The sequence below is a fragment of the Promicromonospora soli genome (genome assembly GCF_014653785.1).
In the GTDB taxonomy this organism is placed as follows: domain Bacteria; phylum Actinomycetota; class Actinomycetes; order Actinomycetales; family Cellulomonadaceae; genus Promicromonospora; species Promicromonospora soli.
This window is the reverse complement of record NZ_BNAS01000002.1, coordinates 25,041-49,944: the sequence shown is the minus strand read 5'-3', so window position 1 is coordinate 49,944 and position 24,904 is coordinate 25,041. Positions and strand designations below refer to the sequence as shown.

Annotated in this window: 25 protein-coding genes; 17 read left to right on the top strand and 8 right to left on the bottom strand. The window is 72.4% G+C overall.

Going from position 1 to position 24,904, the window contains the following annotated elements:
• The first annotated feature begins 42 nt into the window (after positions 1 to 42).
• Positions 43 to 690, top strand: coding sequence for a redox-sensing transcriptional repressor Rex (locus IE250_RS06060; protein ID WP_189668418.1), 648 nt, complete (start codon positions 43 to 45; stop codon positions 688 to 690).
• A 2-nt stretch (positions 691 to 692) separates the two neighbouring features.
• On the opposite strand, the gene IE250_RS06055 is transcribed toward IE250_RS06060, so the two are convergent.
• Complete coding sequence (locus IE250_RS06055) at positions 693 to 1,436, bottom strand: aspartate/glutamate racemase family protein (RefSeq protein WP_189668417.1); 744 nt, start codon at positions 1,434 to 1,436, stop codon at positions 693 to 695.
• 3 nt (positions 1,437 to 1,439) lie between these two features.
• A complete protein-coding gene (locus IE250_RS06050; RefSeq protein WP_189668416.1) occupies positions 1,440 to 3,056 on the bottom strand; it encodes an NCS1 family nucleobase:cation symporter-1 in 1,617 nt (538 codons plus the stop codon).
• Between the two features lie 195 nt (positions 3,057 to 3,251).
• On the opposite strand from IE250_RS06050, the gene IE250_RS06045 reads away from it, so the two are divergent.
• Positions 3,252 to 3,845, top strand: coding sequence for a helix-turn-helix domain-containing protein (locus IE250_RS06045; RefSeq protein ID WP_229872195.1), 594 nt, complete (start codon positions 3,252 to 3,254; stop codon positions 3,843 to 3,845).
• Positions 3,846 to 4,021: 176 nt separating this feature from the next.
• Here the strand turns inward: IE250_RS06045 and IE250_RS06040 are convergent, their stop codons facing one another.
• Positions 4,022 to 4,573, bottom strand: a complete 552-nt coding sequence (locus tag IE250_RS06040) for a YceI family protein (protein WP_189668414.1) — start codon at positions 4,571 to 4,573, stop codon at positions 4,022 to 4,024.
• Between the two features lie 151 nt (positions 4,574 to 4,724).
• Between IE250_RS06040 and IE250_RS06035 the strand changes: the two genes are divergently transcribed.
• From IE250_RS06035 to ccsB, 6 genes are all read left to right on the top strand, one after another.
• On the top strand, positions 4,725 to 5,237 hold the full coding sequence (locus tag IE250_RS06035; protein ID WP_229872194.1) for a MarR family winged helix-turn-helix transcriptional regulator: 513 nt from the start codon (positions 4,725 to 4,727) through the stop codon (positions 5,235 to 5,237).
• A 149-nt stretch (positions 5,238 to 5,386) separates the two neighbouring features.
• A complete protein-coding gene (locus IE250_RS06030) occupies positions 5,387 to 6,031 on the top strand; it encodes a histidine phosphatase family protein (RefSeq protein ID WP_189668412.1) in 645 nt (214 codons plus the stop codon).
• Positions 6,031 to 6,627 (top strand): TlpA family protein disulfide reductase, encoded by a 597-nt coding sequence (locus tag IE250_RS06025; protein WP_189669103.1) that lies wholly within the window; start codon positions 6,031 to 6,033, stop codon positions 6,625 to 6,627. Before IE250_RS06030 ends, IE250_RS06025 begins: the two co-directional genes overlap by 1 nt.
• Positions 6,627 to 7,475: a cytochrome c biogenesis CcdA family protein gene (locus IE250_RS06020; RefSeq protein ID WP_189668411.1), complete on the top strand. Its 849-nt coding sequence runs from the start codon at positions 6,627 to 6,629 to the stop codon at positions 7,473 to 7,475. The genes IE250_RS06025 and IE250_RS06020 overlap by 1 nt, the downstream gene beginning before the upstream one ends.
• A complete protein-coding gene (gene resB, locus IE250_RS06015; RefSeq protein ID WP_189668410.1) occupies positions 7,475 to 9,292 on the top strand; it encodes a cytochrome c biogenesis protein ResB in 1,818 nt (605 codons plus the stop codon). The genes IE250_RS06020 and resB overlap by 1 nt, the downstream gene beginning before the upstream one ends.
• A gap of 2 nt (positions 9,293 to 9,294) precedes the next feature.
• Positions 9,295 to 10,287 (top strand): c-type cytochrome biogenesis protein CcsB, encoded by a 993-nt coding sequence (ccsB, locus tag IE250_RS06010; RefSeq protein WP_189668409.1) that lies wholly within the window; start codon positions 9,295 to 9,297, stop codon positions 10,285 to 10,287.
• A gap of 79 nt (positions 10,288 to 10,366) precedes the next feature.
• Here ccsB and IE250_RS06005 read toward each other — a convergent pair whose 3' ends face one another.
• Complete coding sequence (locus tag IE250_RS06005; protein WP_189668408.1) at positions 10,367 to 10,771, bottom strand: PLD nuclease N-terminal domain-containing protein; 405 nt, start codon at positions 10,769 to 10,771, stop codon at positions 10,367 to 10,369.
• A gap of 33 nt (positions 10,772 to 10,804) precedes the next feature.
• The gene (locus IE250_RS06000) at positions 10,805 to 11,248 is read right to left on the bottom strand and encodes a PLD nuclease N-terminal domain-containing protein (protein ID WP_189668407.1); all 444 of its coding nucleotides are present in this window, start codon (positions 11,246 to 11,248) and stop codon (positions 10,805 to 10,807) included.
• Between the two features lie 95 nt (positions 11,249 to 11,343).
• Here IE250_RS06000 and IE250_RS05995 point away from each other — a divergent pair, with 95 nt between their 5' ends.
• On the top strand, positions 11,344 to 11,634 hold the full coding sequence (locus IE250_RS05995; RefSeq protein WP_189668406.1) for a DUF4229 domain-containing protein: 291 nt from the start codon (positions 11,344 to 11,346) through the stop codon (positions 11,632 to 11,634).
• Positions 11,635 to 11,641: 7 nt separating this feature from the next.
• On the opposite strand, the gene IE250_RS05990 is transcribed toward IE250_RS05995, so the two are convergent.
• Both IE250_RS05990 and IE250_RS05985 read right to left on the bottom strand, forming a co-directional pair.
• The gene (locus IE250_RS05990) at positions 11,642 to 12,511 is read right to left on the bottom strand and encodes a 1,4-dihydroxy-2-naphthoate polyprenyltransferase (protein WP_189668405.1); all 870 of its coding nucleotides are present in this window, start codon (positions 12,509 to 12,511) and stop codon (positions 11,642 to 11,644) included.
• Between the two features lie 60 nt (positions 12,512 to 12,571).
• Positions 12,572 to 13,825, bottom strand: a complete 1,254-nt coding sequence (locus IE250_RS05985) for an AMP-binding protein (RefSeq protein ID WP_189668404.1) — start codon at positions 13,823 to 13,825, stop codon at positions 12,572 to 12,574.
• 114 nt (positions 13,826 to 13,939) lie between these two features.
• Here IE250_RS05985 and IE250_RS05980 point away from each other — a divergent pair, with 114 nt between their 5' ends.
• The 3 genes from IE250_RS05980 (at position 13,940) to IE250_RS05970 (ending at position 17,986) form a co-directional block, all read left to right on the top strand.
• Positions 13,940 to 15,025, top strand: a complete 1,086-nt coding sequence (locus IE250_RS05980; RefSeq protein WP_229872193.1) for a DUF3048 domain-containing protein — start codon at positions 13,940 to 13,942, stop codon at positions 15,023 to 15,025.
• 116 nt (positions 15,026 to 15,141) lie between these two features.
• The gene (locus IE250_RS05975) at positions 15,142 to 16,335 is read left to right on the top strand and encodes an ATP-binding protein (protein WP_189668403.1); all 1,194 of its coding nucleotides are present in this window, start codon (positions 15,142 to 15,144) and stop codon (positions 16,333 to 16,335) included.
• Positions 16,322 to 17,986 carry an ABC transporter ATP-binding protein gene (locus IE250_RS05970; protein ID WP_189668402.1) on the top strand — a complete coding sequence of 555 codons (1,665 nt, stop codon included), beginning with the start codon at positions 16,322 to 16,324 and terminating at the stop codon, positions 17,984 to 17,986. The genes IE250_RS05975 and IE250_RS05970 overlap by 14 nt, the downstream gene beginning before the upstream one ends.
• Before the next feature lie 72 nt (positions 17,987 to 18,058).
• On the opposite strand, the gene IE250_RS05965 is transcribed toward IE250_RS05970, so the two are convergent.
• Positions 18,059 to 19,012, bottom strand: a complete 954-nt coding sequence (locus tag IE250_RS05965; protein ID WP_189668401.1) for a 1,4-dihydroxy-2-naphthoyl-CoA synthase — start codon at positions 19,010 to 19,012, stop codon at positions 18,059 to 18,061.
• Between the two features lie 66 nt (positions 19,013 to 19,078).
• Here IE250_RS05965 and IE250_RS05960 point away from each other — a divergent pair, with 66 nt between their 5' ends.
• From IE250_RS05960 to IE250_RS05940, 5 genes are all read left to right on the top strand, one after another.
• Entirely contained in the window at positions 19,079 to 19,681 is a 603-nt protein-coding gene (locus tag IE250_RS05960) for a gamma carbonic anhydrase family protein (protein ID WP_189668400.1), read from the top strand.
• Between the two features lie 25 nt (positions 19,682 to 19,706).
• A complete protein-coding gene (locus tag IE250_RS05955) occupies positions 19,707 to 20,687 on the top strand; it encodes an o-succinylbenzoate synthase (protein ID WP_189668399.1) in 981 nt (326 codons plus the stop codon).
• Entirely contained in the window at positions 20,684 to 22,510 is a 1,827-nt protein-coding gene (gene menD, locus IE250_RS05950) for a 2-succinyl-5-enolpyruvyl-6-hydroxy-3-cyclohexene-1-carboxylate synthase (protein WP_189668398.1), read from the top strand. The genes IE250_RS05955 and menD overlap by 4 nt, the downstream gene beginning before the upstream one ends.
• A gap of 147 nt (positions 22,511 to 22,657) precedes the next feature.
• Positions 22,658 to 24,199 carry a S1C family serine protease gene (locus IE250_RS05945; RefSeq protein ID WP_189668397.1) on the top strand — a complete coding sequence of 514 codons (1,542 nt, stop codon included), beginning with the start codon at positions 22,658 to 22,660 and terminating at the stop codon, positions 24,197 to 24,199.
• A gap of 166 nt (positions 24,200 to 24,365) precedes the next feature.
• Positions 24,366 to 24,899, top strand: a complete 534-nt coding sequence (locus tag IE250_RS05940) for a GNAT family N-acetyltransferase (RefSeq protein ID WP_189668396.1) — start codon at positions 24,366 to 24,368, stop codon at positions 24,897 to 24,899.
• Positions 24,900 to 24,904 lie beyond the last annotated feature (5 nt).

Here is a 24,904-nt window from a genome sequence, read left to right as displayed (position 1 = left end):
CGTACGCCCGGAACACAGTGGTTGCGGGGAGGGGAGCAGCACGTGGTCGAACTCAGTGACGGGACAGTTCCGGCGGCAACCGTCGGGAGGCTGCCCTACTACCTGCGCGCCTTGCGCGACCTCGCGGCCGAGGGGGTGGGCCTCACCTCGTCGACGGAGCTGGCCGAACGCTCCGGCGTGAGCTCGGCGCAGCTGCGCAAGGACCTCTCGTACCTGGGTTCGTTCGGCACGCGCGGCGTCGGGTACGACGTCGAGTCGCTCGCCTCGTACATCACCGTCGCCCTGGGGCTCGAGACGGAGCACCGTCTCGCAATAGTCGGTATCGGCAACCTCGGGCATGCCCTCGCGAACTACTCCGGGTACGCGACGCGCGGGTTCCAGGTGGTGGCGCTGCTCGACGCCTCGCCCGACGTCGTAGGGACCCGCGTGGCCGGCGTGACCGTGGAGCACGTCCGCGCCGTGGCCGACGTCATCCAGCGCGAGCGCGTGTCGATGGTGGTGCTCGCGCTGCCGGGCCACGGGGCCCAGGACGTGGCTGACGCCGTCGTCGGCGCCGGTGTCCGCGAGATCCTCAACTTCGCGCCGGTGGCGCTACAGGTGCCTGACGACGTCGTGGTGCGGTCGGTCGACGTCGGCGGCGAGCTGCAGATCCTGGCGTTCCACGCGGCGACGCGCGCTGCCTCGCTCTGAGGTCAGTCCTGCGGACCGGCCGCCGGTAGCCGGGGTGGGGGCGCGTACTCGTCGCGCTTGCTCGTGCCGACGCTCATCCGCACCATCCCGGACACGAGTCCGACGGCGGCCGCCACGCCGTCTATCACCGGCACTCCGGTGCGCTTGGTGAGGTCCGCGCAGAGGTCGGTCATGCCGGCGCAGCCGAGCACCACCGTGTCCGCGCCGTCGTCGCGGACCGCGCGCTCGCAGAGCCTGGCGATCGTCTCCCGGGCCGCCGAGCCGGCGTCCTCCAGCTCGAGCACCGGCACGTCCGCCGCGTACATGGCGACGCACGCGTCCTCGAAGCCGTAGCGCCGCACCAGGTCGTGCGCGCGGCCGAGGGTGCGCGACAGCGTGGTGACCACCGCGAACGTGCGGCCCGACAGGGCGGCGACGTGCATGGCGGCCTCGGCGATCCCGACCACTGGGCCGTTGGTCAGCTCCCGGGCCGCGTCCAGGCCGGGGTCGCCGAAGCAGGCGACGACGTAGCCGTCCGCGGGGGCGGCGTCGGGCGCACCGGCGGCCTCGGAAGCCGCGACCTGCTGCGCCACCACGAGCGCGGCCCACGCCTCGTCGGTGTGGCTCTCGACGGCGGCCGGGCCCGCGCCGGGCGCGGGGCAGATGGCGACGACGGAGACGTCGAGGCCCGCGACCTCCCGGGCGGTGACCGCGATCTTGTCGGTCATCGCCCGGGAGGTGTTGGGGTTGATGAGGTGTATCCGCACTGCTCAGGCCGTGGTGTCCGCGCCGTCGGCCACACCCTCGGTGACACCGTCGAAGGACGGGATCTGCGGGCTGAGCCGCTCCAGCCACCAGAAGGCGACAAAGCCGAGGCCGCACCCGATGAACCAGGTGTAGTTGCCGATCCAGGAGATGTCGAAGTACCCGAGGTCGGCGATCAGCTTGGGCAGCACGCCCAGGAGCACGGTGGGCACGCCGGCCAGGAAGATCGCGAGCACGCCGTTGCGGTTGTAGCCGTTCGTGTACCAGTAGGCGCCCTCGGGCGACATGGTGAACATGTCGTCGACGTGCACCCGCTGCTTGGCCGCGAAGTAGTAGCCGGCGATGAGGATGCCGAACAGCGGGCCGATCAGGGCGCCGAGCACGCCGAGCGTGTAGTGGATCGCGTCGGCGTTGTTGTACCAGTTCCAGGGCAGCAGGAGCACGGAGCCGACGGCGGCGATCATGCCGCCCATGCGCCAGCTGATCTTCTGCGGGGCCACGTTGGAGAAGTCGAACGCGGGGGAGATGAAGTTCGCGACGATGTTGATGCCCACCGTCGCGGTGACAAAGGTGAGGCCGCCCAGCAGGATCGCGAACGGCGTGTCGATGCGCTCGACGGTGTGGATGGGGTCGGTGATGAGCTCGCCGAACACGGGGACCGTGGCCGACGCCGTGATCACCGTCAGGAGCGAGAAGAACAGGAAGTTGACCGGCAGGCCCAGCAGGTTTCCGCGCTTGACCGCCTTGAACGAGCGCCCGTACCGCGCGAAGTCGCCGAAGTTCAGCATGGGCCCGGAGAAGTAGGACACGACGATGGCGACCGCGGTGCAGAACACGCCCACCGACGCCCACCCGGTGAGCGGCTCGCCGTCCGCGAGGCTCAGGCTGATGTTGGACCAGCCCGCCTCCGAGACGAGGTAGATCGCCAGTGCGATCATCACGACGTAGACGGCCGGCCCGGCCCAGTCGATGAACCGCCGGATGGTCTCCATGCCGTTCCAGAACAGCGCGGCCTGCGCGAACCAGAGGATCGCGTACGAGATCCAGCCCAGGGCGCTCAGCCCCAGGAAGCTCGGCTCGATGAGCGCCGCGCTGGCGGGGATGAACTTGAGGAACACGATGTTCAGCGACTCGGCGGCGAGGAACGTCTGCACGCCGTACCAGGCGACGGCGATGAGGCCGCGGATGATCGCGGGGATGTTCGCGCCCTTGACGCCGAAGACGGCGCGGTTGATCACCGGGTACGGCACGCCCGTGCTCTGGCTGGGCTTGGCGACCAGGTTGGTGAACACCTGCACGATGACGATGCCGACCAGCAGGGCCAGCAGCACCTGCCAGCTCGCGATGCCGAGCGCGAAGAGGCTGCCGGCCGTCACGTAGCCGCCGACGCTGTGCACGTCGGACATCCAGAAGGCGAAGATGTTGTACGACGACCACTTCTGCTCCCGCAGGGGCGCGAGGTCCTCGTTGGCGAGCCGGGGGTCGTAGGACGCCTTGACGTTGCCGGACCCCACCGGGTGCCCGGCTGCCTCCACCAGGTCGCTCTCGCCGGCGGTGATGGTGCTGGGCGGGTTCTCCGGCGCGGCGGCCGCGGCGGCCGACACCTCCGTGTTCTCAGTCATGAGCCGTGCCTTCCGGTGGTGGTCCTTGATTGACCTGAAGTTATGGGTTAACAGCCATCGGCCGGTTTCTGCTGCGTAACGAGGTGGTAAGGCTCATGTTCAGTAATGACTTCACGCGTGTTACGTCGCGTGTCGCAGGGCGTGTCGCGGCGTCCGGGGGCGCGTGTCGGCCCGGCTCGCTCGTACGATGCGGCAGTGTCTTCCGAACCGTCGCTGGGCGCCCGACTGCGCGCTCTCCGTGAAGCGCGAGGTGTCTCCGCGCGCAGCCTCGCCGCGACGCTCGGCATCTCCGCGAGCGCTGTTTCGCAGATCGAGCGGGACGTGATGCGCCCGTCGGTGGTGCGCCTGCTCGCCATCACCGACGCGCTCGGGGTGTCGTTGTCCGACGTCTTCGAGCCGACGGACGCGGCGGCCGGGCCGCGCGGCGGCGCCGCGGAGCTGGAGCACGCGGGGATCGCTGTCACGCGGGCCTGGGAGGCGTCACCGGTGACGCTCGACGGCGGGGTCACGTTCCGGCGGCTCTCGCCCAACCCCACGCGGGGCCTCGACTTCTTCGAGTCCATCTACCCGCCGGGCGCCGCGGCCACGCTGGGCGACGCCGGGCTCTTCAAGCACGAGGGCTATGAGATCGGCAACGTGGTCGCGGGCGAGCTCACCGTCGAGCTGGCCGACGACGAGGTGGTGCTGGGGGCCGGTGACTCGATCAGCTACCCGTGCTCGGTACCGCACCGGATCCGGAACGCGGGGGTGCGGCCGGCGGTCGCGACATGGTTGATAGTGCACCCGTAGCCACTGACGCCGTCCCGGGACGCAGCAGAGCGCCTGAGTATCTGTGCGCCGCCTCGCTCACGGGCCCCAGGGGGCCCTCCGCTACGGCTTTACGGCGGCGCACAGATACTCAGGCGCTCTGCTGCTCTCTCGGTCCTCCCGTGTCACCCGCTGCGGGTGGGGAGGTTGACTTGAGGTCAGCCCTTGGCGATCGCGCTGATGTCCAGGGTGATCTTGACCTTGTCGCTCACCAGGAATCCGCCGGTCTCCAGCGTGGCGTTCCAGGTCAGGCCAAAGTCCTTGCGGTTGATCTCCAGCGTGGCCTCGAAGCCGGCGCGGTTGTTGCCGAACGGGTCCTTGGCGGTGCCGGTGAACTCGGTCTCCAGCTCGACGCCCTTGGTGATGCCGTTGATGGTGAGGTCGCCCGAGATGACGTACTCGTCGTCGTCGGCCCGGATGCCGGTGGACGCGAAGTACCAGGTCGGCTTCTCCTCGGCGTGCCAGAAGTCGGCGCTCTGCAGGTGGCCGTCACGGCCGGCGTCGCCCGTGCTGACCGACGTCGCGTCCAGCTCGGCGGTGACGCTCGACGACTCCAGGTCCTCGCCGACCGTGATGATTCCAGCGGTCACCGCGATGGTGCCGCGCACCTTGGCGATGCCCGCGTGGCGGACGGAGAAGGCGGCGGTGGTGTGAGAGGTGTCGATGTCGTAGGCACCGGTTGTGAGACCAGCGGGGAGCGGGGTAGCCATGAGGGAGGACTCCTTGTTGGTGCGGCAGCTTGGTAGGTAGTTGAGTGATCAACTAGTCACGATCGCTCCCAACATAGCGGGGCCCGTAACGTATTCCCAGGGGTGGTCCAAGATGTCGCAGATCACAGTGGATGAAGGCGGTGGTGGCGAAGTGACAGCGCAGGCGATCGAGGAACAGGACCTCTGGCTGACCGAGGAGCAGCAGGGCTTCTGGCGGCACTATCTCGAGGGCACCGCCCGGTTCGTGGAGGCGCTCGGCGCCGTGCACGACCGGACGCTCGACCTCTCGCTCGGCGAGTACAGCCTGCTCGTGCAGCTCTCGGAGGCGCCGGAGCTCACCTTGCGGATGTCGACGCTCGCTGACGGCCTGGTGCTGTCGCGCAGCCGACTCACGCACACGGTCGCGCGCATGGAGGCACGCGGGCTGGTGGAGCGGCGTGCGGCGGAGGGCGACCGGCGCGGCGTGAACTGCACCATGACCGACGCCGGTCGTGCGGCTCTCGAGACAGCGGCCCCCGGCCACGTCTCGGCTGTGCGACGGATCATGGTGGAAGCGCTCGAGCCGGAGGAGTTCGCGCTGCTCGGCCGCATCATGGCCAAGGTCGCCGAGTCCTCGAAGAGGTCGGGCGGCACGGAGGAAGGGCTCACGGCCCACTGCGACTAACCCCCTTGGTTGTGGGCGCGATCGTTGCGACTACGTGCCCGCTTTAGGCGCAAAGATCGCGCCCACAACCATGAGATCGGCGTGAGATGACGTAATGCACACCCGCTGGAGGTCACAGGCACCCAGGGTCGGGTGCGAGACTGGGCGCCATGGTTTCCACGACGGTTCACCTGCTGCGTCACGGCGAGGTGTACAACCCCGACGGTGTCCTGTACGGGCGACTGCCCGGCTACCGCCTGTCCGACCGCGGCCAGGCGATGGCGAAGATCGTCGCCGACCACCTCACGAGCACCGGCCGGGACGTGACCCGCGTGGTGGCCTCCCCGCTGCAGCGCGCCCAGGAGACCGCCACCCCTGTGGCGCAGGGCTTCGGCCTGGAGCTCGCCACGGACGACCGCATCATCGAGGCCGCCAACCGGTTCCAGGGCCTCACCGTCGGTGGGGGCGGAGGGTCGCTCAAGAACCCCAAGAACTGGCCGTACATGTGGAACCCGTTCCGCCCGTCGTGGGGCGAGCCGTACACGGAACAGGTCGAGCGCATGCGCAGCGCCGTGGAGGACGCGCGCAAGGCCGCCGAGGGCCACGAGATCGTGCTGATCAGCCACCAGCTGCCGATCTGGCTCATCCGCAGGTCGTTCGAGGGCGGCCAGCTCTGGCACGACCCGCGCAACCGGCAGTGCAACCTCGCGTCCCTGACGTCCCTGCACTTCGAGGACGACCGGTTCGTCGGTCTGCACTACACGGAGCCCGCCGCAGAGCTCTACGACGGCGCGAGCAAGGTTGCCGGCGCGTGATGCGAGGAAAGACCTTCAGGGTCGTGCAGTGGGTAGTGGCCGTCGGCATAGTGGTGGGCCTGGTGGCGGCGCTCGCGGCGTGCGCGCCGGAGGAGTCCGGCGCCGGCGACGTCGTCGGGCAGGGATACGTCTCCGGCGACGGTTCCGTGCAGACGTACGACGCCGGAGAGCGCAAGGGCCCCGTGTCGATCGTGGGCACCGACTTCGAGGGCAAGGAAGTCGACAGCGCCGACTGGGCGGGTGACGTGGTGGTCGTGAACACCTGGTACGCCTCGTGCGCGCCCTGCCGCGCCGAGGCGCCCGACCTCGTGGACCTCGCCTCCTCGAAGGACGGCGTGCGGTTCCTCGGCATCAACACCGAGGACGACGCCGGCGCCGCCCAGGCGTTCCAGCGCACGTTCGAGGTGCCCTACCCGAGCATCGAGGACCGCAGCGGCTCCGTGATCGCCGGCCTGTCCGGCGTCGTGCCGCTGCAGGCCGTGCCGTCCACCGTCGTGCTGGACCAGGAGGGCAACGTGGCGGCGCGCGTCATCGGGCAGGTGGAGCGCTCCACGCTCGAAGCGCTGATCGACGAGGTCCAGGCGGAGGCCGCCTGATGCTTCCCGGCAGCCCTCTCGGCGCCGTCGCGACCGCCGTCGGCGACGGCCTCGCGAGCACGGCGTTCAGCGGGTCCCTGCTGCTGGCGGTGCCGGTGGCCGTGCTCGCGGGACTCGTGTCGTTCGCCTCGCCCTGCGTGCTGCCGCTCGTGCCCGGGTACGTCGGGTACGTGAGCAGCATGGCCGCCGTGTCTTCGGGCGGCACGTCTTCCGGCGGCACCTCCTCCGGCGGCACCACAGCCGGCCTCGTGACTACGCGCGTGAAGCCCGGCCGCGCCCGCGTCGTCGGAGGCGTGGCGCTCTTCGTGCTCGGCTTCACCGTCGTGTTCGTCTCGTTCGGAGCCGCGTTCGGCGGCCTGGGGACGTACCTGGTGCGCTGGGAGGACGTCATCACCCGCGTGCTCGGCGCCGTCGTGATCCTGCTCGGCCTCGGTTTCCTCGGCGCCGTCCCGTTCCTGCAGCGCGAGGCGCGGTTCCACATGACACCGCGCGCGGGCCTGTGGGGTGCGCCGCTGCTCGGCGTCGTGTTCGGGCTGGGCTGGACGCCCTGCATCGGCCCGACCCTCGGCGCCGTGCAGGCGCTCGCGATCGACGAGGCGTCCGCAGGCCGCGGGGCACTGCTCGGCGTGGCGTACTGCATCGGCCTGGGCGTGCCGTTCCTGCTCGTGGCGCTCGGGCTGCAGAGCTCGGAGCGCATGCTCGACTTCCTGCGCCGGCACCGCCTCGCGGCGCTGCGGATCGGCGGCGGGCTGCTCGTGCTGGTCGGGCTGCTGCTGGTCACGGGGCTCTGGACGCGGATCACCGGCGCCATGCAGCTGTGGATCGGCGGATTCGAGACGGTGATCTGATGGCCAGGGAGGGCACCTACGTCCCCGACGGCATCGCCGACGAGTTCACCCAGGGCTCGTTGTCGTCGGGCGAGCAGCAGAAGCCGGGCCGGCCCAACGCGCCCGCGCTGGGACTGGTCGGGATGCTGCGCTGGATGTGGCGCCAGCTGACGTCGATGCGCGTGGCGCTGATGCTGCTGATGCTGCTCGCCGTCGCGGCCGTGCCCGGGTCGGTGCTGCCGCAGCGCAACCAGGACGCGGCAGGGGTGATCGAGTATCTCGCCGACCACCCGACCGCGGGCGAGTGGCTCGACAAGGCCGGATTCTTCGACGTCTACTCGTCCGTCTGGTTCTCCGCGATCTACATCCTGCTGTTCGTGTCGCTGGTGGGCTGCATCCTGCCGCGGTCGGCGGCGCACTACCGGGCGCTGCGCGGCCGGCCGCCCCGCGTGCCGTCCCGGTTCAACCGGTTCCCGGCCAAGGCCTCGGCGACCACCGGCGCGTCGCCGGAGGAGGCGGCCGACGCGATCGCCGCTCGCCTGCGCGGCAGGATCTCCTGGCTGCCCACCTTCCGCGTGGACCGGGGCGAGGAGCCCAGCCCGGGGGCCCGCGGAGCGTCGGGTCGGAGCGAGCTTGCGAGCGCAGGCGCGGAGCGACCATCGGGACGGGCGTCGGCCACGGTGAGTGCCGAGCGCGGCTACCTGCGCGAGACCGGGAACCTCGTGTTCCACCTGGCCCTGGTAGGCCTGCTCGTGTCCGTCGCGACGGGCCAGATGCTGCACTACCGCGGCCAGGCCATCGTCACCGAGGGCCGCGGCTTCGCGAACGCGGTGGTGGACTACGACACCTTCGAGAAGGGCTCGTGGTTCCGGCCCGAGTCGCTGGTGCCGTTCTCGATGACGCTCGACAGGTTCGAGTCGGAGTTCGCGAGCGACACCGTGGCGTTCGCGCAGGCGCGCGACTTCACGGCGCACGTGACGGTGACGGAGCCGTCCGGCGAGCAGCGGTCCGAGACCATCAAGGTCAACCACCCGCTCGTGGTGGACGGCGCCAAGATCTACCTGCAGGGCAACGGCTTCGCGCCCGAGATCACCGTGCACGACGCCGAGGGCGAGGTCGCCTTCTCCGGGCGCGTGACGTTCATCCCCGAGGACACGATGTACACCTCCCGCGGCGTGGTGAAGGTGCCGGACGTGTCTCCCGGCCTCGACCAGATCGGGTTCGTGGGGTACTTCCTCCCGACGGCGGAGGTCAACGAGGACGGGTCGGCTCGCTCGGCGTTCCCGCAGCCCGTCGACCCGCTGCTCGTGCTCGAGGTGTACACGGGCGACCTGGGGCTCGACGACGGCTCCCCGCAGAACGTGTACGAGCTCGACACGGCATCGCTCACCCCCGCTCTCGACGAGAACGGCGACCGGATCAAGGTGCTGGCGCGGCCTGGCGAGACCGTGGAGCTGCCGGACGGGCTCGGCACCCTGACGCTCGGCGAGGACCTGCCGCGCTACGTGGCGCTCGACCTGCGGCACGACCCCTCGCTCGCCTTTGTCCTCGTGTTCTCGCTGCTCGCCCTCGGTGGGCTCACCGTCTCGCTGTTCACGCCCCGGCGTCGTGTCTGGGCGCGGGCTTACGTCGCCCAGGATGGGGCTACCGTGGTCGAGGTCGCGGGCCTCGCCCGCGGGGACGACGCCGGCCTGCAGGCCGAGGTCGACCGCGCACTGGCGGCGGTGCCCGGAGCAGTTGAGCAGCCAGAAACGGCGGCCGCGCCCGTCGAGACATCGGTGGTCGCCCTTCGGCAGGCTCAGGAACCGCGTGTCGAGACCCGATCGGAAAAGGACTGAACATGGAGCTGGCAAACCTGAGCGTGCTGCTCGTCTGGGGCGCCGCGACGGCACTTGCCGTCGCACTCGTCGCGTTCGCGGTGGACCTGTCGCGCCTGTCGGGCGCGAAGGTTGAGGCGCGGGACGCGGCAAGGGGCCGGGAGAAGGTAGCCGCCGCCGCGGGTGCGCCCCTGGTCGCGCTGGTCTCTCCGTACGGCCCGGACACCGGCACCGGAGTGACCGCTCCCGGGCCCGTGAACCGCAGGCTCGCCGGGGTCGGGATGTCGGTGACGTGGCTGGCCGCCGCGATGCTGCTCGTCGCGATCGTGCTGCGCGGCATCGCCGCGGGACGCACGCCGTGGGCCAACATGTACGAGTTCGCGCTGGTCGGCACCTTCGTGGCCGTCGCCGTGTTCGTGGGCGTGAACAGCCGGCGCGACGTGCGGTTCCTCGGAGCCTTCGTGGCCGGGCTCGGCGTGCTGTTCCTCGTGCTGGCGCAGACCAGGTTCTTCATCGAGGCGACGGGCGTGCAGCCCGCGCTGCAGAAGTACTGGCTGGTGATCCACGTCGGCGTCGCCATCTGCGCGACCGGCATCTTCACCGTCGCGTTCGTGACGTCGGTGCTGCAGCTCCTCCGCGACGGCCGGGACAACGGCTCGGCCATGCTGGGCAGCCACCGCTGGGGCTGGCTCGACCACACGCCGGCGCCCACCGCCTTGGAGTCGCTCTCGTTCCGGCTGAACTCCGTGGGGTTCGTTCTGTGGACCTTCACGGTGATCGGCGGCGCCATCTGGGCCGAGGACGCCTGGGGGCGCTACTGGGGCTGGGACCCCAAGGAGGTCTGGAGCTTCATCGTGTGGGTGGTCTACGCGGCCTACCTGCACGCGCGCACCACGCGCGGCTGGTCCGGGACGCGCGCAGCATGGTTCGTCGTTGCCGGGTACGCGTGCGTGCTGTTCAACTTCACCGGCGTGAACCTGATCTTCAACGGGAAGCACTCGTACTCGGGCCTGTGACCGGCCCCTTGGTTGTGGGCGCGATCGTTGCGCCTAAAACGGGCAGGTAGTCGCAACCGTCGCGCCCACAACCAGGCTGTCAGTTGTTCTCGGCGTCGTCGTCCTTGGCGTCCAGGCGGCCGCGGGCCTCACGCTCGCGCTTGCGCTTCTCCTGCTCCAGGAGCCACAGGAACTCGGGGTCGTCGTCGGGGGCAACGGGGCCCGAAGGGCGACGCGGGCCGGGGCCCGGGCGCGGAGCGCGCGGGGGCGGCGTCGGGCGGCTGCCGCCGGTGTCGGGGCGTGGCGCCGGGCCCGCGCCGGAGCGGCGGGCGGTGACACGGACCACGATCCACGAGATCGCGCCCAGCAGGGGCAGGAACACGATCAGGATCACCCAGAGCCAGCGGGGCAGGCCGCTCCGTTCCTCCTCGTCGGCACCCCAGACGTCGGCCAGGGCATACGCCGCGAGTCCGATGATGACGACGATCAGGAGTACGCGTGGCATAGCCCCAGCCTACGGCGGGACGGCGGGAATAGGTCAGCCCTCGACGTGACCTTCGCCCCCTTGCCGCTCGTTCTCACCTCCGGGCTCGGCGCCCTCGGTGCGCCCGGTTCCCTCGCTGGCCTCGCGCTCGCGCTTGCGCTTCGCCTGTTCCATCAGCCAGATGAACTCGGAGTCGTCCTCGGGCGCGAGGGGCGCGGCCTCCTGCTCCCAGGAGCGGACCCGCCGGGAGTACTGGGCGGGCGCCGGCTGGGCGGCCGGGAAGCCGGTGACCTGGTCCCGCGAGCCCGCCCGGCGGCGTCGGGCACCGTTGCTCACCACTATCCACGCGATGGAACCCGCCAGCGGGAGGAACACGATGGCGATGATCCAGAAGCCCTTCTGGATGCCGCCGAGGTCCTCGTCCTCTGCCTGGATCACGTCGACCAGCGCGTAGACGACGAGCGCTAGGTACAGGAGGAAGAAGACGAGCCTGGGCATGCAAACGAGCCTAGCCGGGGATCCTCCGGAGGCGGCGGTACGACCGGGTGAAATCCATGGCCGGGTGTGACCCACGCCCGGCCTACCATGGGTAGGTGCCCCTCGTGATCTACACCCTGCTCCGCCTCGCGCTCTTCGGCGCGGCCTTCGGCCTGCTCTACCTGGCCGGCCTGCGGGGCTGGCTGCTCCCGATCGTCGCCGTCGTGGTCGCGCTGGCCGTCTCGTACCTGGCCCTGGGCAAGCCGCGGGACGCGGCGGCGCAGTGGATGGCCACCCGTGCCGAGCGCCGCGCCGCCGAGCGTGCCGCCGCTCCGAAGGTCGACGTCGACGCCGCTCATGAGGACGCGCAGCTCGACCAGGAGCTCCGCACCGACCGCCCAGGATGACGGGCAGTCAGAGCGAGAGCCCGATCCCCAGCAGGATGCCGTAGCCCAGCTCGAACAGCCCCGTGCCGGCCAGCACCGGGATCAGCAGCTTGCCCCGCGCCCCGGCGAGCACCGGGATCGTGAGCAGTGCAGCCGGCCCGACCAGCAGCAGCACGACGAGCGACCACGGCGCCCAGAAGGAGCACACGGCGCCGAGCAGCACCGGGAACCACAGCATCCCGATGTACGCCCGGCGCGCCCGGTAGTCGCCGAGCCGCACCGCGAGGGTGCGCTTGCCCGCCAGGACGTCGGTCGGGATGTCGCGCAGGTTGTTCACCATGAGCAGCGCGCACGCGATGAGACCGACGCCGACGGCGCCGAGCACCGCGGGCCACGTGATGCGGTCGGCCTGCGTGTACGTGGTGCCGAGCACCGCGACCAGCCCGAAGAACACGAACACGGCGATCTCGCCCAGGCCCCGGTACCCGTACGGCTTCTTGCCGCCCGTGTAGTACCAGGCGGCGGCCACGCAGACCGCGCCGACCGCGAGCAGCCACCAGTGGCCGGACACCGCGCACAGCACGAGGCCGAGCAGCCCGGCGACGCCGAACGCGGCGAACGCCGCGCCCTTCACGGCCCCTGGGCCGGCGGCGCCGGACGCGGTCAGCCGCATCGGGCCGACGCGGTCGAGGTCCGTGCCGCGCACGCCGTCCGAGTAGTCGTTGGCGAAGTTGACGCCGACCTGCAGCGCGAGGGCGACACCCAGCGCGAGCAGCGCCGGCAGCCACGCGGAGGAGTCCACCTGGGCGGCCGCGCCCGTGCCGACCATGACGGGTGCCGCAGCCGCCGGCAGCGTGCGGGGCCGCGCCCCGGAGATCCACTCGGCGGCAGTCGCCATCGGTGCGTCCTTCGTTCGTGGGGGTAAGGCCTGGTTCCAGGCCCTGGCGGTGGAACGAAGTCATGGTCGCACGGGTTCCCGGGCACCTTTCCGCTCGGCCTGCACGACGGCGTCCCGCACCGCCCGGCGGTCCACCTTGCCCGGGCCCCGGGTCGGCAGGGCGCCGGTAACGTACACGCGCCGTGGCGCGGCCGGGGCCCCGAGCCGCTGTCCGACGGCGGAGCGCAGCCCGGCGAGCAGCGCCCCGCCGCCGTCGGCCAGGTCGGTGCTGCCGGCCGGCGCGCCGGGCGCGGGTGCGATGCCCCCGGGCGCGCGGCCGAGCACGAGGACGGCGACGACGGCCTGCCCCCACTCGTCGTCCGGCACGCCGACCACGCAGGCCTCGCCGGGGGTGCCCAGCCCGGCGAGGTGCTCGGCGATCGCCTCCTCGACCGCGGCCGGGGCGACGTTGACGCCGCCGGTGAGGATGACGTCGTCCGCCCGGCCGAGGATCGTGAGGCGGCCGCCGTCCAGGCGGCCCAGGTCGGAGGTGCGGAACCAACGGGTTCCGTCGGGGTCGGTGCGGAACGCGGCAGCCGTGGCGTCGGGGTCGCCCACGTAGCCCTCGGCGAGCACGGGGCCGGAGAGCTCGACGATGCCCGCGCTGGCGGCGCCCGCGCCCGCGACGGCGTCGGCGTCGGTCAGCCGGACACGCACGCCCGGGAGCGGGACGCCGTCGTACACGCAGCCGCCGCTCGTCTCCGACATGCCGTAGGTGGTGACGGCCCGGACTCCCGCGTCCCGGGCGCGGGCCAGGAGCGGGGCGGGCGTCGCGGCACCCCCGACGAGCACGGCGTCGAACCTGGCGAGGGCGCCCAGGCCGGCGGCGTCGCCGTCGTCGGCCGCGGTGACCAGGCGGTGCAGCTGGGTGGGGACGATCGATACGTACGCACGCGTGCCGCGCGCGAGGAAGTTGGTAGCGGCGGCCGCGAATCCCTCCGGGGTGAAGCGGTCCAGCGCGCCGGCGCGCACCTCCGTGCCCGCCACGACCGACCGGTTGATGACCTGGATCCCGGCGACGTGCGTGGGCGGCAGCACCAGCAGCCAGCGTCCGGGGCCGCCGAGCCGTTCGTGGGTGGCCTCCGCCGAGGCCCGCAGGGCCGCCGCGCCGAGCGCCACCTCGCGCGGGTCTCCCGTGGAACCGGAGGTCCGCAGCACGAGTGCGGTGCCTGGTGGGACGACGGCGTCGGACAGGCGGGGCTGCGGCGCGTAGGCGGGACCGCCGCCGAGGGCGTCCCGGACGGCGCGCACGACGTCGGTCAAGGTCACAGTCACCTCACGAGGGTAAGCGCGCCCCCGGTGCTGGTGGTTGGCTGTATCTGTAAGGTGTGCGCCACGCGGACCGCTCCCGGGGGAGGCCCGGGCTCGAACACTCGCGGAGGAGATCGGATGACCACGCGCAGGACGACCGCGGCCCGTGCCACAGGTGTGGCCCTGGTGATCGCGCTGGGACTGGCGGGCTGCGCGCTCGGCGGGTCCGAGGAGCCCGAGCCCCTGCCCACGCCCACCGCGACGGTCGACGCTCCCGTCAAGGGTGAGCGGAACGGGCCGCCGAAGCCGGACGAGCCCGTGGTGTGGCCGCTCACCGGGGTGGAGACCGCGAAGGTCAAGAACCGCCCGGCACTGTCGGTGAAGATCGAGAACGCGGCGGAGGCCCGGCCCCAGCGTGGCCTCGTGGAGGCAGACATCGTGTGGGAGGAGGTCGTCGAGGGCGGCATCACCCGATTCGTAGCGACCTACCACTCGAACATCCCGGACGTCGTGGAGCCGGTGCGCTCCGTGCGGCCGATGGACGCCGCGATCGTGGCGCCGCTCGACGGGATCCTGGCGTTCTCCGGCGGGCAGGGGCCGTTCATCGCCGCGGTGAAGCGGCTGGGCACCCAGACGGTCGAGATGGACATCGGTGACGCCGGCTTCTCGCGGGACCCCGGCCGGGCGGCGCCGCACAACGTGATCGGCCGCCCATCGACGTTCCTCGCCCAGGCCGACCGGCAGCGGACGAGCCCGCCGCCCGCGCAGTTCCAGTACGCCCGCAAGATCGGCCAGGGGACGGCGCCGCAGGAGGGGAAGTCCGCGCGTGAGGTCGACGTGCGACTGTCCCCGGCGCAGCGCAGCGTCTGGACATGGGACAAGGGGAGCAAGAAGTACCTGCGCAGCGAGGGCTCGTCGGCGTCGGTCAGCGCCGACGGTCGGCGACACGCCGCCCGGAACGTGCTCGTGATTTCCACCGAGGTGTTCAACACCAACTTCGTGGACCCGGCCGGCGCCCCGGTCCCCGAGCATCGGCTCGGGGGGAGCGGCGGGACCGGCACCTTGCTCTCCATGGGGCACAGCGTCACGGTGCGCTGGTCCAAGAAGAACCTGAGGTCGCCGATCGTGCTCAAGACGTGGCGCGGCGGGGAGGTGCAGCTCGACCCGGGCAACACGTGGATCGAGCTGGTCCCGAGGGGCTCGGGGGACTGGTCGGTGCGCTGAGGGCGGGTCGGGCCGGATGAGAGAGCCTTCATCCGGGTCTCATCCCGACTTCATGGCGGCCTTGTTGAGTGGTGGTTGTTGCACCTCGCGTCCCTCGACAAGAAAGCGTGGCCGCCATGAGAATCCTCGACACGTCCCTGGACCTGCACGGGCACGCTCTGCGCCCCGTCGCGGTACCCCTGCGGCTCGACGCCGCAGACGTGACGCCTCGGGCTCCCGAGCCGCTCGTGCGCCGTCTGCTGCGGGCCAAGAAGGCCTACTCCACACGGTTCGTCGCCGCGGCGATCGAGACGGACCCCGCCGCCTTCGACCTGATCACCGATCCGGAGCAGGCGCCGCGGCCCGGTGACGTCGTCCTGGCGCGGGTCGTGACGATCGGCCAGCACCGGCGGCTCGAGTCCCCGACCTCCCGCCGCCAGATCCTGTTCGAGGGGGACGAGATCATCGTCTCCTACGGGTCGCGCTACGCAGCCGACCAGTTCCTCGCCGTCATCCCGGAGGACCTCGGGCCGTGCCACCTGGCCGCCGCCGGCGGGCTCGCCTCGCGGGTCGTCGACCAGCACGCCGCGATCAGCGACGCCACGGTGATCGAGCCCGTCGGCCTGCTCACGAACGCGGGCGGGGTGGTCAACCTCGCGGAGCTCGCGCCGCACCCGGTGCGCGCAGCGGAGCCGCTGCCGGGCAGCGCCTCGCGCGTCCCCGTCGTCGCCGTCGTCGGGACGTCGATGAACTCCGGTAAGTCCACCACGCTGGCCTGCCTGGCCCGCGGCCTGACCGCGGCCGGCCTCACCGTGCACGCGGGCAAGGCGACCGGGACCGGTGCGGGCAACGACGCGAACCACTACGCCGACGCGGGCGCGGACCGGGTGGTCGACTTCACCGACTTCGGCCTCCCGAGCACGTTCGGCCTGCCGTTCGAAGAGGTCCGCGACGTCTTCGCGACGATGGCCGAGGTGCTGGCGTCCCCGGCCGGGCACGGCGCGCCGGACGTCGTCCTGATCGAGATCGCCGACGGCATCTACCAGGGCGACACGAGCCGTCTCCTCACGGACCACGCGTTCCGGTCGGTGGTCGACCGCGTGGTGTTCGCCGCCGGGGACGCGCTCGGGGCGAGCGGCGGGGTCGCGGCGCTGCGCGCGCTCGGCTGCGAGCCGTCGGTCGTGTCGGGGGTCCTCACGGCCTCGCCCCTGGCCACGGCCGAGGCCCGGGTGGCGCTCGACGTCGGCGTGGTGCCGACCTTCGACCTGTGCCTGCCCGCCGTCGCGCTGTCCGCTGCGGGCCTGGCCGGTGCCAAGCATGCGGTCGCCTGAGTCTGAGCCGGGCGCGCTGCCGAAGGTCTTCACCGGCACCCGGCGGGGGTGGGTCCTCGGCCTCGTCGGGCTGGGGCTCGGCCAGGGCGCGCTCGGAGCGGTCGGCGCCTGGGCGCTGACGCAGCTCCGTGCGGGCAGCCCGTGGCCGATGGTCGTCGCGATCCTCACGATCGTGGCGACGGCGGTGGCGATCGGTGGGCTGCGCGTCGAGGAGCGGATCGCCGCTGAGCGACTCGGCCAGGACTATGTGCGCGAGGTTCGCCGCGACCTGGTGGAGTCCGAGCTCACCCCGGGCAGCCGCACGCACCTCGGCATCACGGTCGCCCGCACCACGAACGACCTCTCCAGCGTGCGGAACTGGGTTTCGCAGGGGATCGGTACTCTCGCGTCCGGGATCCCGCTGATCGTCGGCTCCGCCGTCGGGCTCACGTTCCTGGACCCGTTCGTCGGCGTCGGGTTCCTGCTTCCGCTCGGGATCCTTGCCGCCGTCATGGTGCCCTGGTCGCGGACCGCGTACCAGAGATCGCGGCGCCTGCGGCGTGCCCGTGGGCGCATGGCCACCCGGATCGCGGACACCGTCGGGGCCTCGCAGGGGATCATCGCGGCGCACGGTGCCGGCCGCGAGCTCGGCCACATCGACGCCGCGTCCGACGTCGTCGTCGATCGCGCCGTCGACCGCTCGGTGATCGTGGGGACGATCCGGGCCGGCGGCACCGTGGCGGCAATGCTGGCCACGCTCGCCGTCGCGGCGATCGGCGTGGTCCGCGGCCTCGATCCCGCCGTCACGATGGCCGCCATGGCGGTCGCCGGCATCGCCTCGACCCCGATCATCGACCTCGGCCGGATCGTCGAGTACCGCCAGACCTACCTGGCGGCGCGCGCGGTCCTCATGCCCGGGCTCGCCGACGCCGCCCGGCGGCGCGCCGAGCGCGAGCAGGTGAGCGACGCTGCGGCGTCGGCTGCTGTGCCCCACGGCGCGGACGGGCCCGACCGGGTGCATGTGGTGGTCCCGGGGCTCGTCCCGGCGGCTTCGCCCCTGCGGGCTGGTCGCGGCGCCCGGATCCGCCTGACCAGCGACGAGCCGGAGGCGCCGCTGCGCCTGATGCGCCGAGCCGTGGGTCTCGACCTCGCGCCGCCCGGGACGACCGACGAGATCTGGGTGGCCGGTCAGAACCTGCGAGCCGTACCGCCTGCGCGCGGCCGCGCTCTCGTCGGGATCGCGTCGCGGGGCACCGTGTTCGAACGCGGGTCGCTGCGGCGCGCGCTGCGCTACCGCCGTCCCGACCTCGACGACGAGACGGCTCGCGAGGTCTTCGAGACCGTGGGGCTGTCAGCAGACAGGTTCCCGCGCGGGCTGCGCACCGTGCTCCGCGCGGGCGGCGAGCCGCTCACCACCGACGAACGCGCCCGCCTCGCCCTCGCCCGGGCGATCTACGGCGAGCCGCCGCTGCTCTTGGTCGCCGATCTCGACCGCGACCTGGACCAGGAGGGGCGCGCTCGCCTCGAGCGCATCCTGGCTGCGTACCCCGGGGTTGTGTGGTTCACGGGACCCGACGATCTGGCGTCCGCCCTAGGCGCGGAGGACGTGCGCGTAGCCGCGTCGCCGATCCCGGTCACCCCGGACGGCGGCCCGCAGGACGACGACGAGTGACGCCGGCTCGCATGCCCCGTGGTGCCTCCAGTCGCGGCAGGCGGACGCCGTCAGTCGCAGCGGCGGACGCCGTCAGTAGTAGTACGGGAACCCGGACCAGTCCGGGTCGCGGCGCTCCAGGAACGCCTCCTTGCCCTCGACCGCCTCGTCCGTCATGTAGGCCAGCCGCGTCGCCTCGCCGGCGAACACCTGCTGGCCGGCGATGCCGTCGTCGGCGGCGTTGAACGCGAACTTCAGCATCCGGATCGCCTGCGGCGACTTGGTGGCGATGATGCGCGCGTACTCGAGCGCCAGGCCCTCGAGGTCCTCGTGGTCGGCGACCTCGTTGACGGAGCCCCAGCGCTCGGCGTCGTCGGCGGAGTACTCGCGGGCGAGGAAGAAGACCTCGCGGGCACGCTTCTGCCCGATCTGGCGGGCGAAGTACGCGGAGCCGTAACCGGCGTCGAACGAGCCGACGTCGGCGTCGGTCTGCTTGAACTTGCCGTGCTCGCGGCACGCGATCGTGAGGTCCGCGACGACGTGCAGGGAGTGGCCCCCGCCGGCGGCCCAGCCGTCCACGACGGCGACGACCACCTTCGGCATGGTCCGCATCAGGCGCTGCACCTCCAGGATGTGCAGCCGGCCGGCCTTGGCCGGGTCGATCGAGTCGGCGTTCTCGCCCTCCGCGTAGCGGTAGCCGTCACGGCCGCGGATGCGCTGGTCACCGCCGCTGCAGAACGCCCAGCCGCCGTCCTTGGGGGACGGGCCGTTGCCGGTCAGCAGCACGGTGCCGACGTCGGACGTCATGCGCGCGTGGTCCATGACCCGGTACAGCTCGTCCACCGTGTGCGGGCGGAACGCGTTGCGCACCTCCGGCCGGTCGAACGCGATGCGGACCACGGGCAGGTCGCGCGGCCCGGGCCCGCTGCGGTCGACACCCCGGTGATACGTGAGGTCGGTCAGGTCCTCGAACCCCGCGACCACGCGCCAGCGCTGCGGGTCGAACGTCTCGGAGACCTGCTTGGGCAGTTCGGTGCTCGTGCTCACGCGGCAAGCCTAGTTCCGGTGGTGTGGGTGTCGGCCCCTAGGGTGGCGGCGAGGAGAGGAGCCCCCATGCTGGTTCGCCATCGCGGTCTCGAACCGTCGATAGACCCGTCGGCCTACGTGGCCCCGTCAGCGGTTGTTGTCGGTGATGTCCGCGTCGCCGCAGGGGCCAGGATCCTGCACGGCGCGGTCCTCACGGCCGAGGACGGCGTCGTCGGTATCGGCGCGGACACGGTAGTCATGGAGAACGCGCTCGTCCGCGGGCGTGGCGGCCACCACGCCCGGATCGGGTCTGCCGTGATGATCGGCCCGCACGCTCACGTCAACGGCAGCACCGTCGAGGATGAGGCGTTCATCGCGACCGGCGCCGCGCTGTTCCCGGGCAGCGTCGTCGGCGCCGGCGCGGAGGTGCGCATCAACGGCGTGGTGCAGGTCAACACGGTTGTGGCCCCGGGAGCGGTGGTGCCGATCGGCTGGGTAGCGGTGGGAGATCCGGCGACGATCCTGCCGCCCGACCAGCACGAGGAGATCTGGGCGATCCAGCGGGAGCTCGACTTCGGCGGCACCGTCTACGGCGTGGACCGGGACGTTCCGATGCGCGAGCTGATGCGCCGCCAGTCGGCCTACTACGGCGCGCACCGCGACGACGAGCCCGTGCACGAGACCACGTAGCCGCGCAGGTCGTTAGCCTGGGCCTGTGCTGCTGATCGGTGAGCCCGTCGTCTGGTCCACGCCCCTGCGGACCCGCTTTCGCGGGATCGACGTGCGTGACGGCGTCCTCCTGCGCGGCGACGCCGGCTGGGGCGAGCTGTCACCCTTCTGGGACTACGACGACGCGGAGTCCGCGACCTGGCTGCGTGCGGCGCACGAGGCGGCCTTCACCGGCTGGCCCGAGCCCGTCCGCAGCAGCGTGCCGGTGAACGTCACGGTCCCCGCCGTCGGGCCGGAGCGCGCCCGCGAGATCGTCCTGGCGTCCGGCGGCTGCCGCACCGCCAAGGTCAAGGTCGCCCAGCGCGGGCACGACGGGACGCTCGAATCCGTGGGCGCGGAGGCGGACCGCGTGGCCGCCGTCCGCGAGGCCCTGGGGCCTGACGGCGCGATCCGGGTCGACGCCAACGCCGCCTGGACCCCCGACGAGGCCCTGGCCCACCTGGCCGAGATCGACCGCGCCGCCGGCGGGCTCGAGTACGTCGAGCAGCCCTGCGCAGAAGTCGACGAGCTCGCCCTGGTGCGACGCAAGCAGGACGTGCCGGTCGCGGCCGACGAGTCGATCCGCCGCGCCTCCGACCCGATGCGGGTGGTCCGCGAGCAAGCCGCCGACATAGTGGTCCTCAAGGTCCAGCCCCTCGGCGGCGTCCGTGCCTGCCTCGACCTCGCCGAGCAGGTGGGGCTGCCCGTCGTCGTCTCGTCAGCGCTCGAGAGCTCGGTGGGGCTCGCCGCCGGCGTCGCCCTCGCCGCCGCGCTCCCCGAGCTGCCCTACGCCTGCGGGCTCGCGACGTCCCAGCTCCTCGTGCACGACGTCGTCGACGAGCCGCTGCTGCCCGTCGACGGCGCGCTCCCCGTCCGCCGCCCCGAACCCTCGCCCGAGGCGCTCGCGGCCGCGTCCCCGGACGGCCCGACGGCCGAGCGCTGGCTCGCGCGGTACCACCGACTGATCCGGATCCTGGAGGACGCATGACGATCCCGCCCGCCGTGACCGCCGCCCGCACCCTGATCGCCGACCTGGTCACCAGGGGTGTCCGGGATGTGGTGCTCGCCCCCGGCTCCCGCAGCGCGCCCCTCGCCTACGCGGTGGCGGAGGCCGCCGACGCCGGCCGCGTCACCCTGCACGTGCGGATCGACGAGCGGGCGGCGGGGTTCCTGGCGCTGGGCCTGTCGAAGGGCTCGGAGGGGATGCCGGTCGCCGTCGTCACCACTTCGGGCACTGCCGTCGCGAACCTGCACCCCGCCGTGCTGGAGGCGAACCACACCGGGCTGCCGCTGATCCTGCTCACCGCCGACCGGCCGCACGAGCTGCGGGGCACCGGCGCGTCGCAGACCACCGACCAGGTCGGGATCTTCGGCTCGGCGGTGCGGTTCGCCGCGGACGTCCCGGCGCCGGTCCTGTCGTCGTCGGACGAACCGGCGTCGCCGGGTGTCCGCGCGCCCGAGGGTGCCCCCGCTCCGGTGAGCGAACCGGCCTCCGCGGCCGCGTCCCGGTTCGCGGACCTGCGGCACATCGCCGGGCGAGCGGTCAGTGCCGCCCTCGGCCTGCGGTCGGGGTATCCCGGGCCCGTGCACCTCAACCTGGCGTTCCGGGAGCCGCTGGCGCCGTCGGCCGCGCTGCCGGGCCTGCCCGCCGAAACCGCCCAGGAGGGTTACCCCAAGCCGGACCCGCCCCTCGTCGTCCCCGCCGTGCTGGAGCACTTCGGGTCGCCGGCGCTGCCGGGCGACGCGGCCCGCACCGTCGTCGTCGCGGGCGACGGCGCCGGACCCGAGGCGCGGCAGCTCGCGGAGGCACAGGGCTGGCCGCTGTTCGCGGAGCCGTCGTCGGGCGCCACGGGCGGACCCAACGCGATAGCGGCCTACCGGTTGCTGCTCGGCTCGGACGAGCTCGCCGAGAGCGTCGAGCAGGTGGTGGTCTTCGGCCTGCCCACCCTGTCGCGCCCGGTGCAGCGGCTGCTCGGCAGCCCCTCCGTCACGGTCACCGTCGTGGCGCCGGGCGCGGGTCCGTGGCCCGACGCCGCCCGCAATGCCGCCGTCGTCCTGCCCGGCGTGGCGCCCGCCTGGTTCGAGGTGCCCGCTCAGCAGCCGTCCCAGTTCCTGGAGCGCTGGCGGGCCGCCGGTGCGCGGGCCGCGCGCGTCCTGGACGACGTGACCAGCGACGAGGCGGTGGCCGGCGGACCCACCGCGCTCTCCGTGGCCCGCGCCGTGGCCGCGGTACTCGGGCCGGATGACCTGCTGGTGGTCGGTTCGTCGAACCCCGTGCGGGACCTCGAGCTGGTGCTCGGCCTGGACGGCCCCGGCCCCGCGGTCCTCGCCAACCGGGGTCTCGCGGGCATCGACGGCACCGTGTCGACGGCGGTGGGCGTCGGCCTCTCCGCCGCCCGCCGTGGGCTGCGCACGCGCGCGCTCCTGGGTGACCTCACGTTCCTGCACGACGTCGGCGGCCTCCTCCGTGGCCCCGACGAGCCCCCGGTGGACCTCGAGATCGTGGTCGTGAACGACGACGGCGGCTCGATCTTCGCGACCCTCGAGCACGGCGCGCTCGCCGCGTCCGGCGTCGCCGCGAGCGCCACGTTCGAGCGGGTCTTCGGGACGCCGCACGGGTCCAACCTGGCGCAGCTGTGTGCGGGATACGGCGTCGACCACCAGATCGTGAAGGACATACCGACGCTGCGGCACGCGTTGCAGGCGCCGAGCCACGGCGTCCAGGTCATCGAGGTGCAGGTGCCGCGCGCCGACCGGTACGCGGAGTCACGCGACCTGGCTCGGCGCGTCGTCGGGGCGTCCGGCGCCTGAGGGACCTGTCAGACATACGGGTCACGCGGGTGTGACCTGTGTTCTGAGGCGGGCGGCGGCGTACGCCGTGCAGCAAACTCACAGACTCGTCCAAGGGTCGGGCAAGGAACGGGGTGTCAACTGGTCCTGACTTCAAGGAGGGTCACGATGACCGACCAGAACAGCACCACTCCGCAGCCCGACCAGCAGCCGCCCGCAGCGCAGCCCACGCAGCAGCTGCCGGTCGCCGGCCCGGCACCCGCCCAGCAGGCGGCGGCTGAGGAGTCTCCGAACCTGCAGTCCCCGGCGCCCGTACCCCCGCCGGCCCCGCCCGCCGAGCACCCTGCGCCCGCCCAGAGCGCCGCGCCCGCCCAGCACTCGGTGCCCGTGCAGAACGCGGTCCCCGCCCCGGGCCCCGAGCCCGTCTACGTCAACCCGTACTCCGCCCCCGCCACGGCGACGGCCATCGGCAGCCCGAGGGAGCGGAACCGCACGTGGGTCCCGGTGGTCAGTGCCGCCGCGGCGGCCGCGCTGCTGGCCAGCCTGGGCACGGCCGGTGCCATCGCGGTCACGGGCGGCTCGGACGACCCGTCCTCCCTGGCGGACGTCGGCCAGACGGCCAGCCAGAACGTTCCCGTGAAGAGCTCGACCGTCGAGAACCCGGACTGGACCTCGGTGACGTCGGCGGTGCAGGAGTCCGTGGTCGCGATCCAGGTGGAGAGCCAGGCTGGCGGCGCGGAGGGCTCCGGCGTCGTGCTGGACTCCGAGGGCCGCATCCTGACGAACAACCACGTGGTGGCTGATGCGAGCACGGTGCAGGTCACGCTGAGCGACGGTCGCGTGTACGAGGCCGACATCGTCGGCACCGACCCGACCACCGACCTCGCCGTCGTGCAGCTGTCCGACCCGCCGTCGGACCTGAAGCCCGCGACCTTCGCGGACTCGTCCGACGTCGTGGTGGGGGAGCCCGTGCTGGCGCTCGGCAACCCGCTCGGTCTGGCGAACACCGCCACGACGGGCATCGTGTCCGCCCTGGACCGCCCGGTCACGGCCAGTGCCGAGGACGGGTCCGAGCAGGTGGTCACCAACGCCATCCAGATCGACGCCGCGGTGAACCCGGGTAACTCCGGCGGGCCGCTGTTCAACGCGTCGGGCGAGGTCATCGGCATCACCTCGTCGATCGCGACCCTGTCCGGCGGGATGTCGTCGGGCAGCTCCGGCTCGATCGGCCTGGGCTTCGCCATCCCGTCCAACCTGGCCACGCAGATCGGTGACCAGCTCAAGGCGGACGGCACCGCCGAGCACGCGTTCCTCGGCGTCTCGCTCACGGACGCCACCGCGACGGCCGACGGCGTGACCCGCCGGGGTGCCGGCGTCACCGAGGTCGTCTCGGACTCGCCGGCCGGGGACGCCGGGATCCAGAGGGGCGACGTGATCGTCGCGATCGACGGCGACCCGGTCAACGGCGCGGCGTCGCTCACGGCGTTCGTGCGGGAGAAGGAGGCCGGTGCCAAGTCCGTGCTGACCGTGGTGCGCGACGACAGCACTCAGGAGATCACGGTGACGCTCGCGGTCAAGGACGAGTCGGCCACGCAGGCACCCCCGCAGGAGCAGCAGGGCGGCTCGGACTCGGGTTCCGGCTCGGACCAGAGCCAGCCGAACAACATCCCGGACTGGCTGCGGGAGTTCCTGCCCGGCAACGAGGGCTGACCCCCTCTGGCTCGGTTGTGGGCGCCTCCGGTGGTCGAGCTCGTCGTGACCCAGGTCTCGACAAGCTCGACCACCGGGCGCCTACGGCAAGGCTCGAGCGGCACGTGTCTCGGCGGTATTCGCTTTCGGCGGGTGAACTTGGCTTCTCCGGTCTAAATTAGTCCACGTGTCTGGGACGTACACCGTGGTCAGGACCCTCGGCAGAGCGGATGCCGCGCACGACATCCTCGAGGAGCTGCCGGAATGGTTTGGCATCGACAGGTTCACGCATGAGTACGTCGAGGCGGCGGCCAAGTTCCCCAACTATGTAGCGGTCGCAGCGCCCGAGCACGCACCGCCGGGAGCCAGCGGCGCGAAGCCCGCCCTCGGACCCGACGGCGGCTCGATCGCACCCGAGGACGCGCTCGGTGTGCTGCTGCTGGACCAGCGGTACCCGACGTCGGCGGAGGTGCACCTGCTCGCCGTCCGGCGCAAGCACCACCGCGCGGGCATCGGGCGCACCCTGCTGAACCACGTCGAGAACGACCTCCGAGCCCAGGGCGTGCAGCTGCTGAGCGTGAAGACGCTCGGCCCCTCGGCGTCGGACCCGGGCTTTGATCGGACCCGCGCTTTCTACACCGCCTGCGGGTTCCAACCGGTGGAAGAGTTTCCCGACCTCTGGGCCGACGACCCCTGCCTCCTGATGGTCAAGGCTCTCTGACCAGA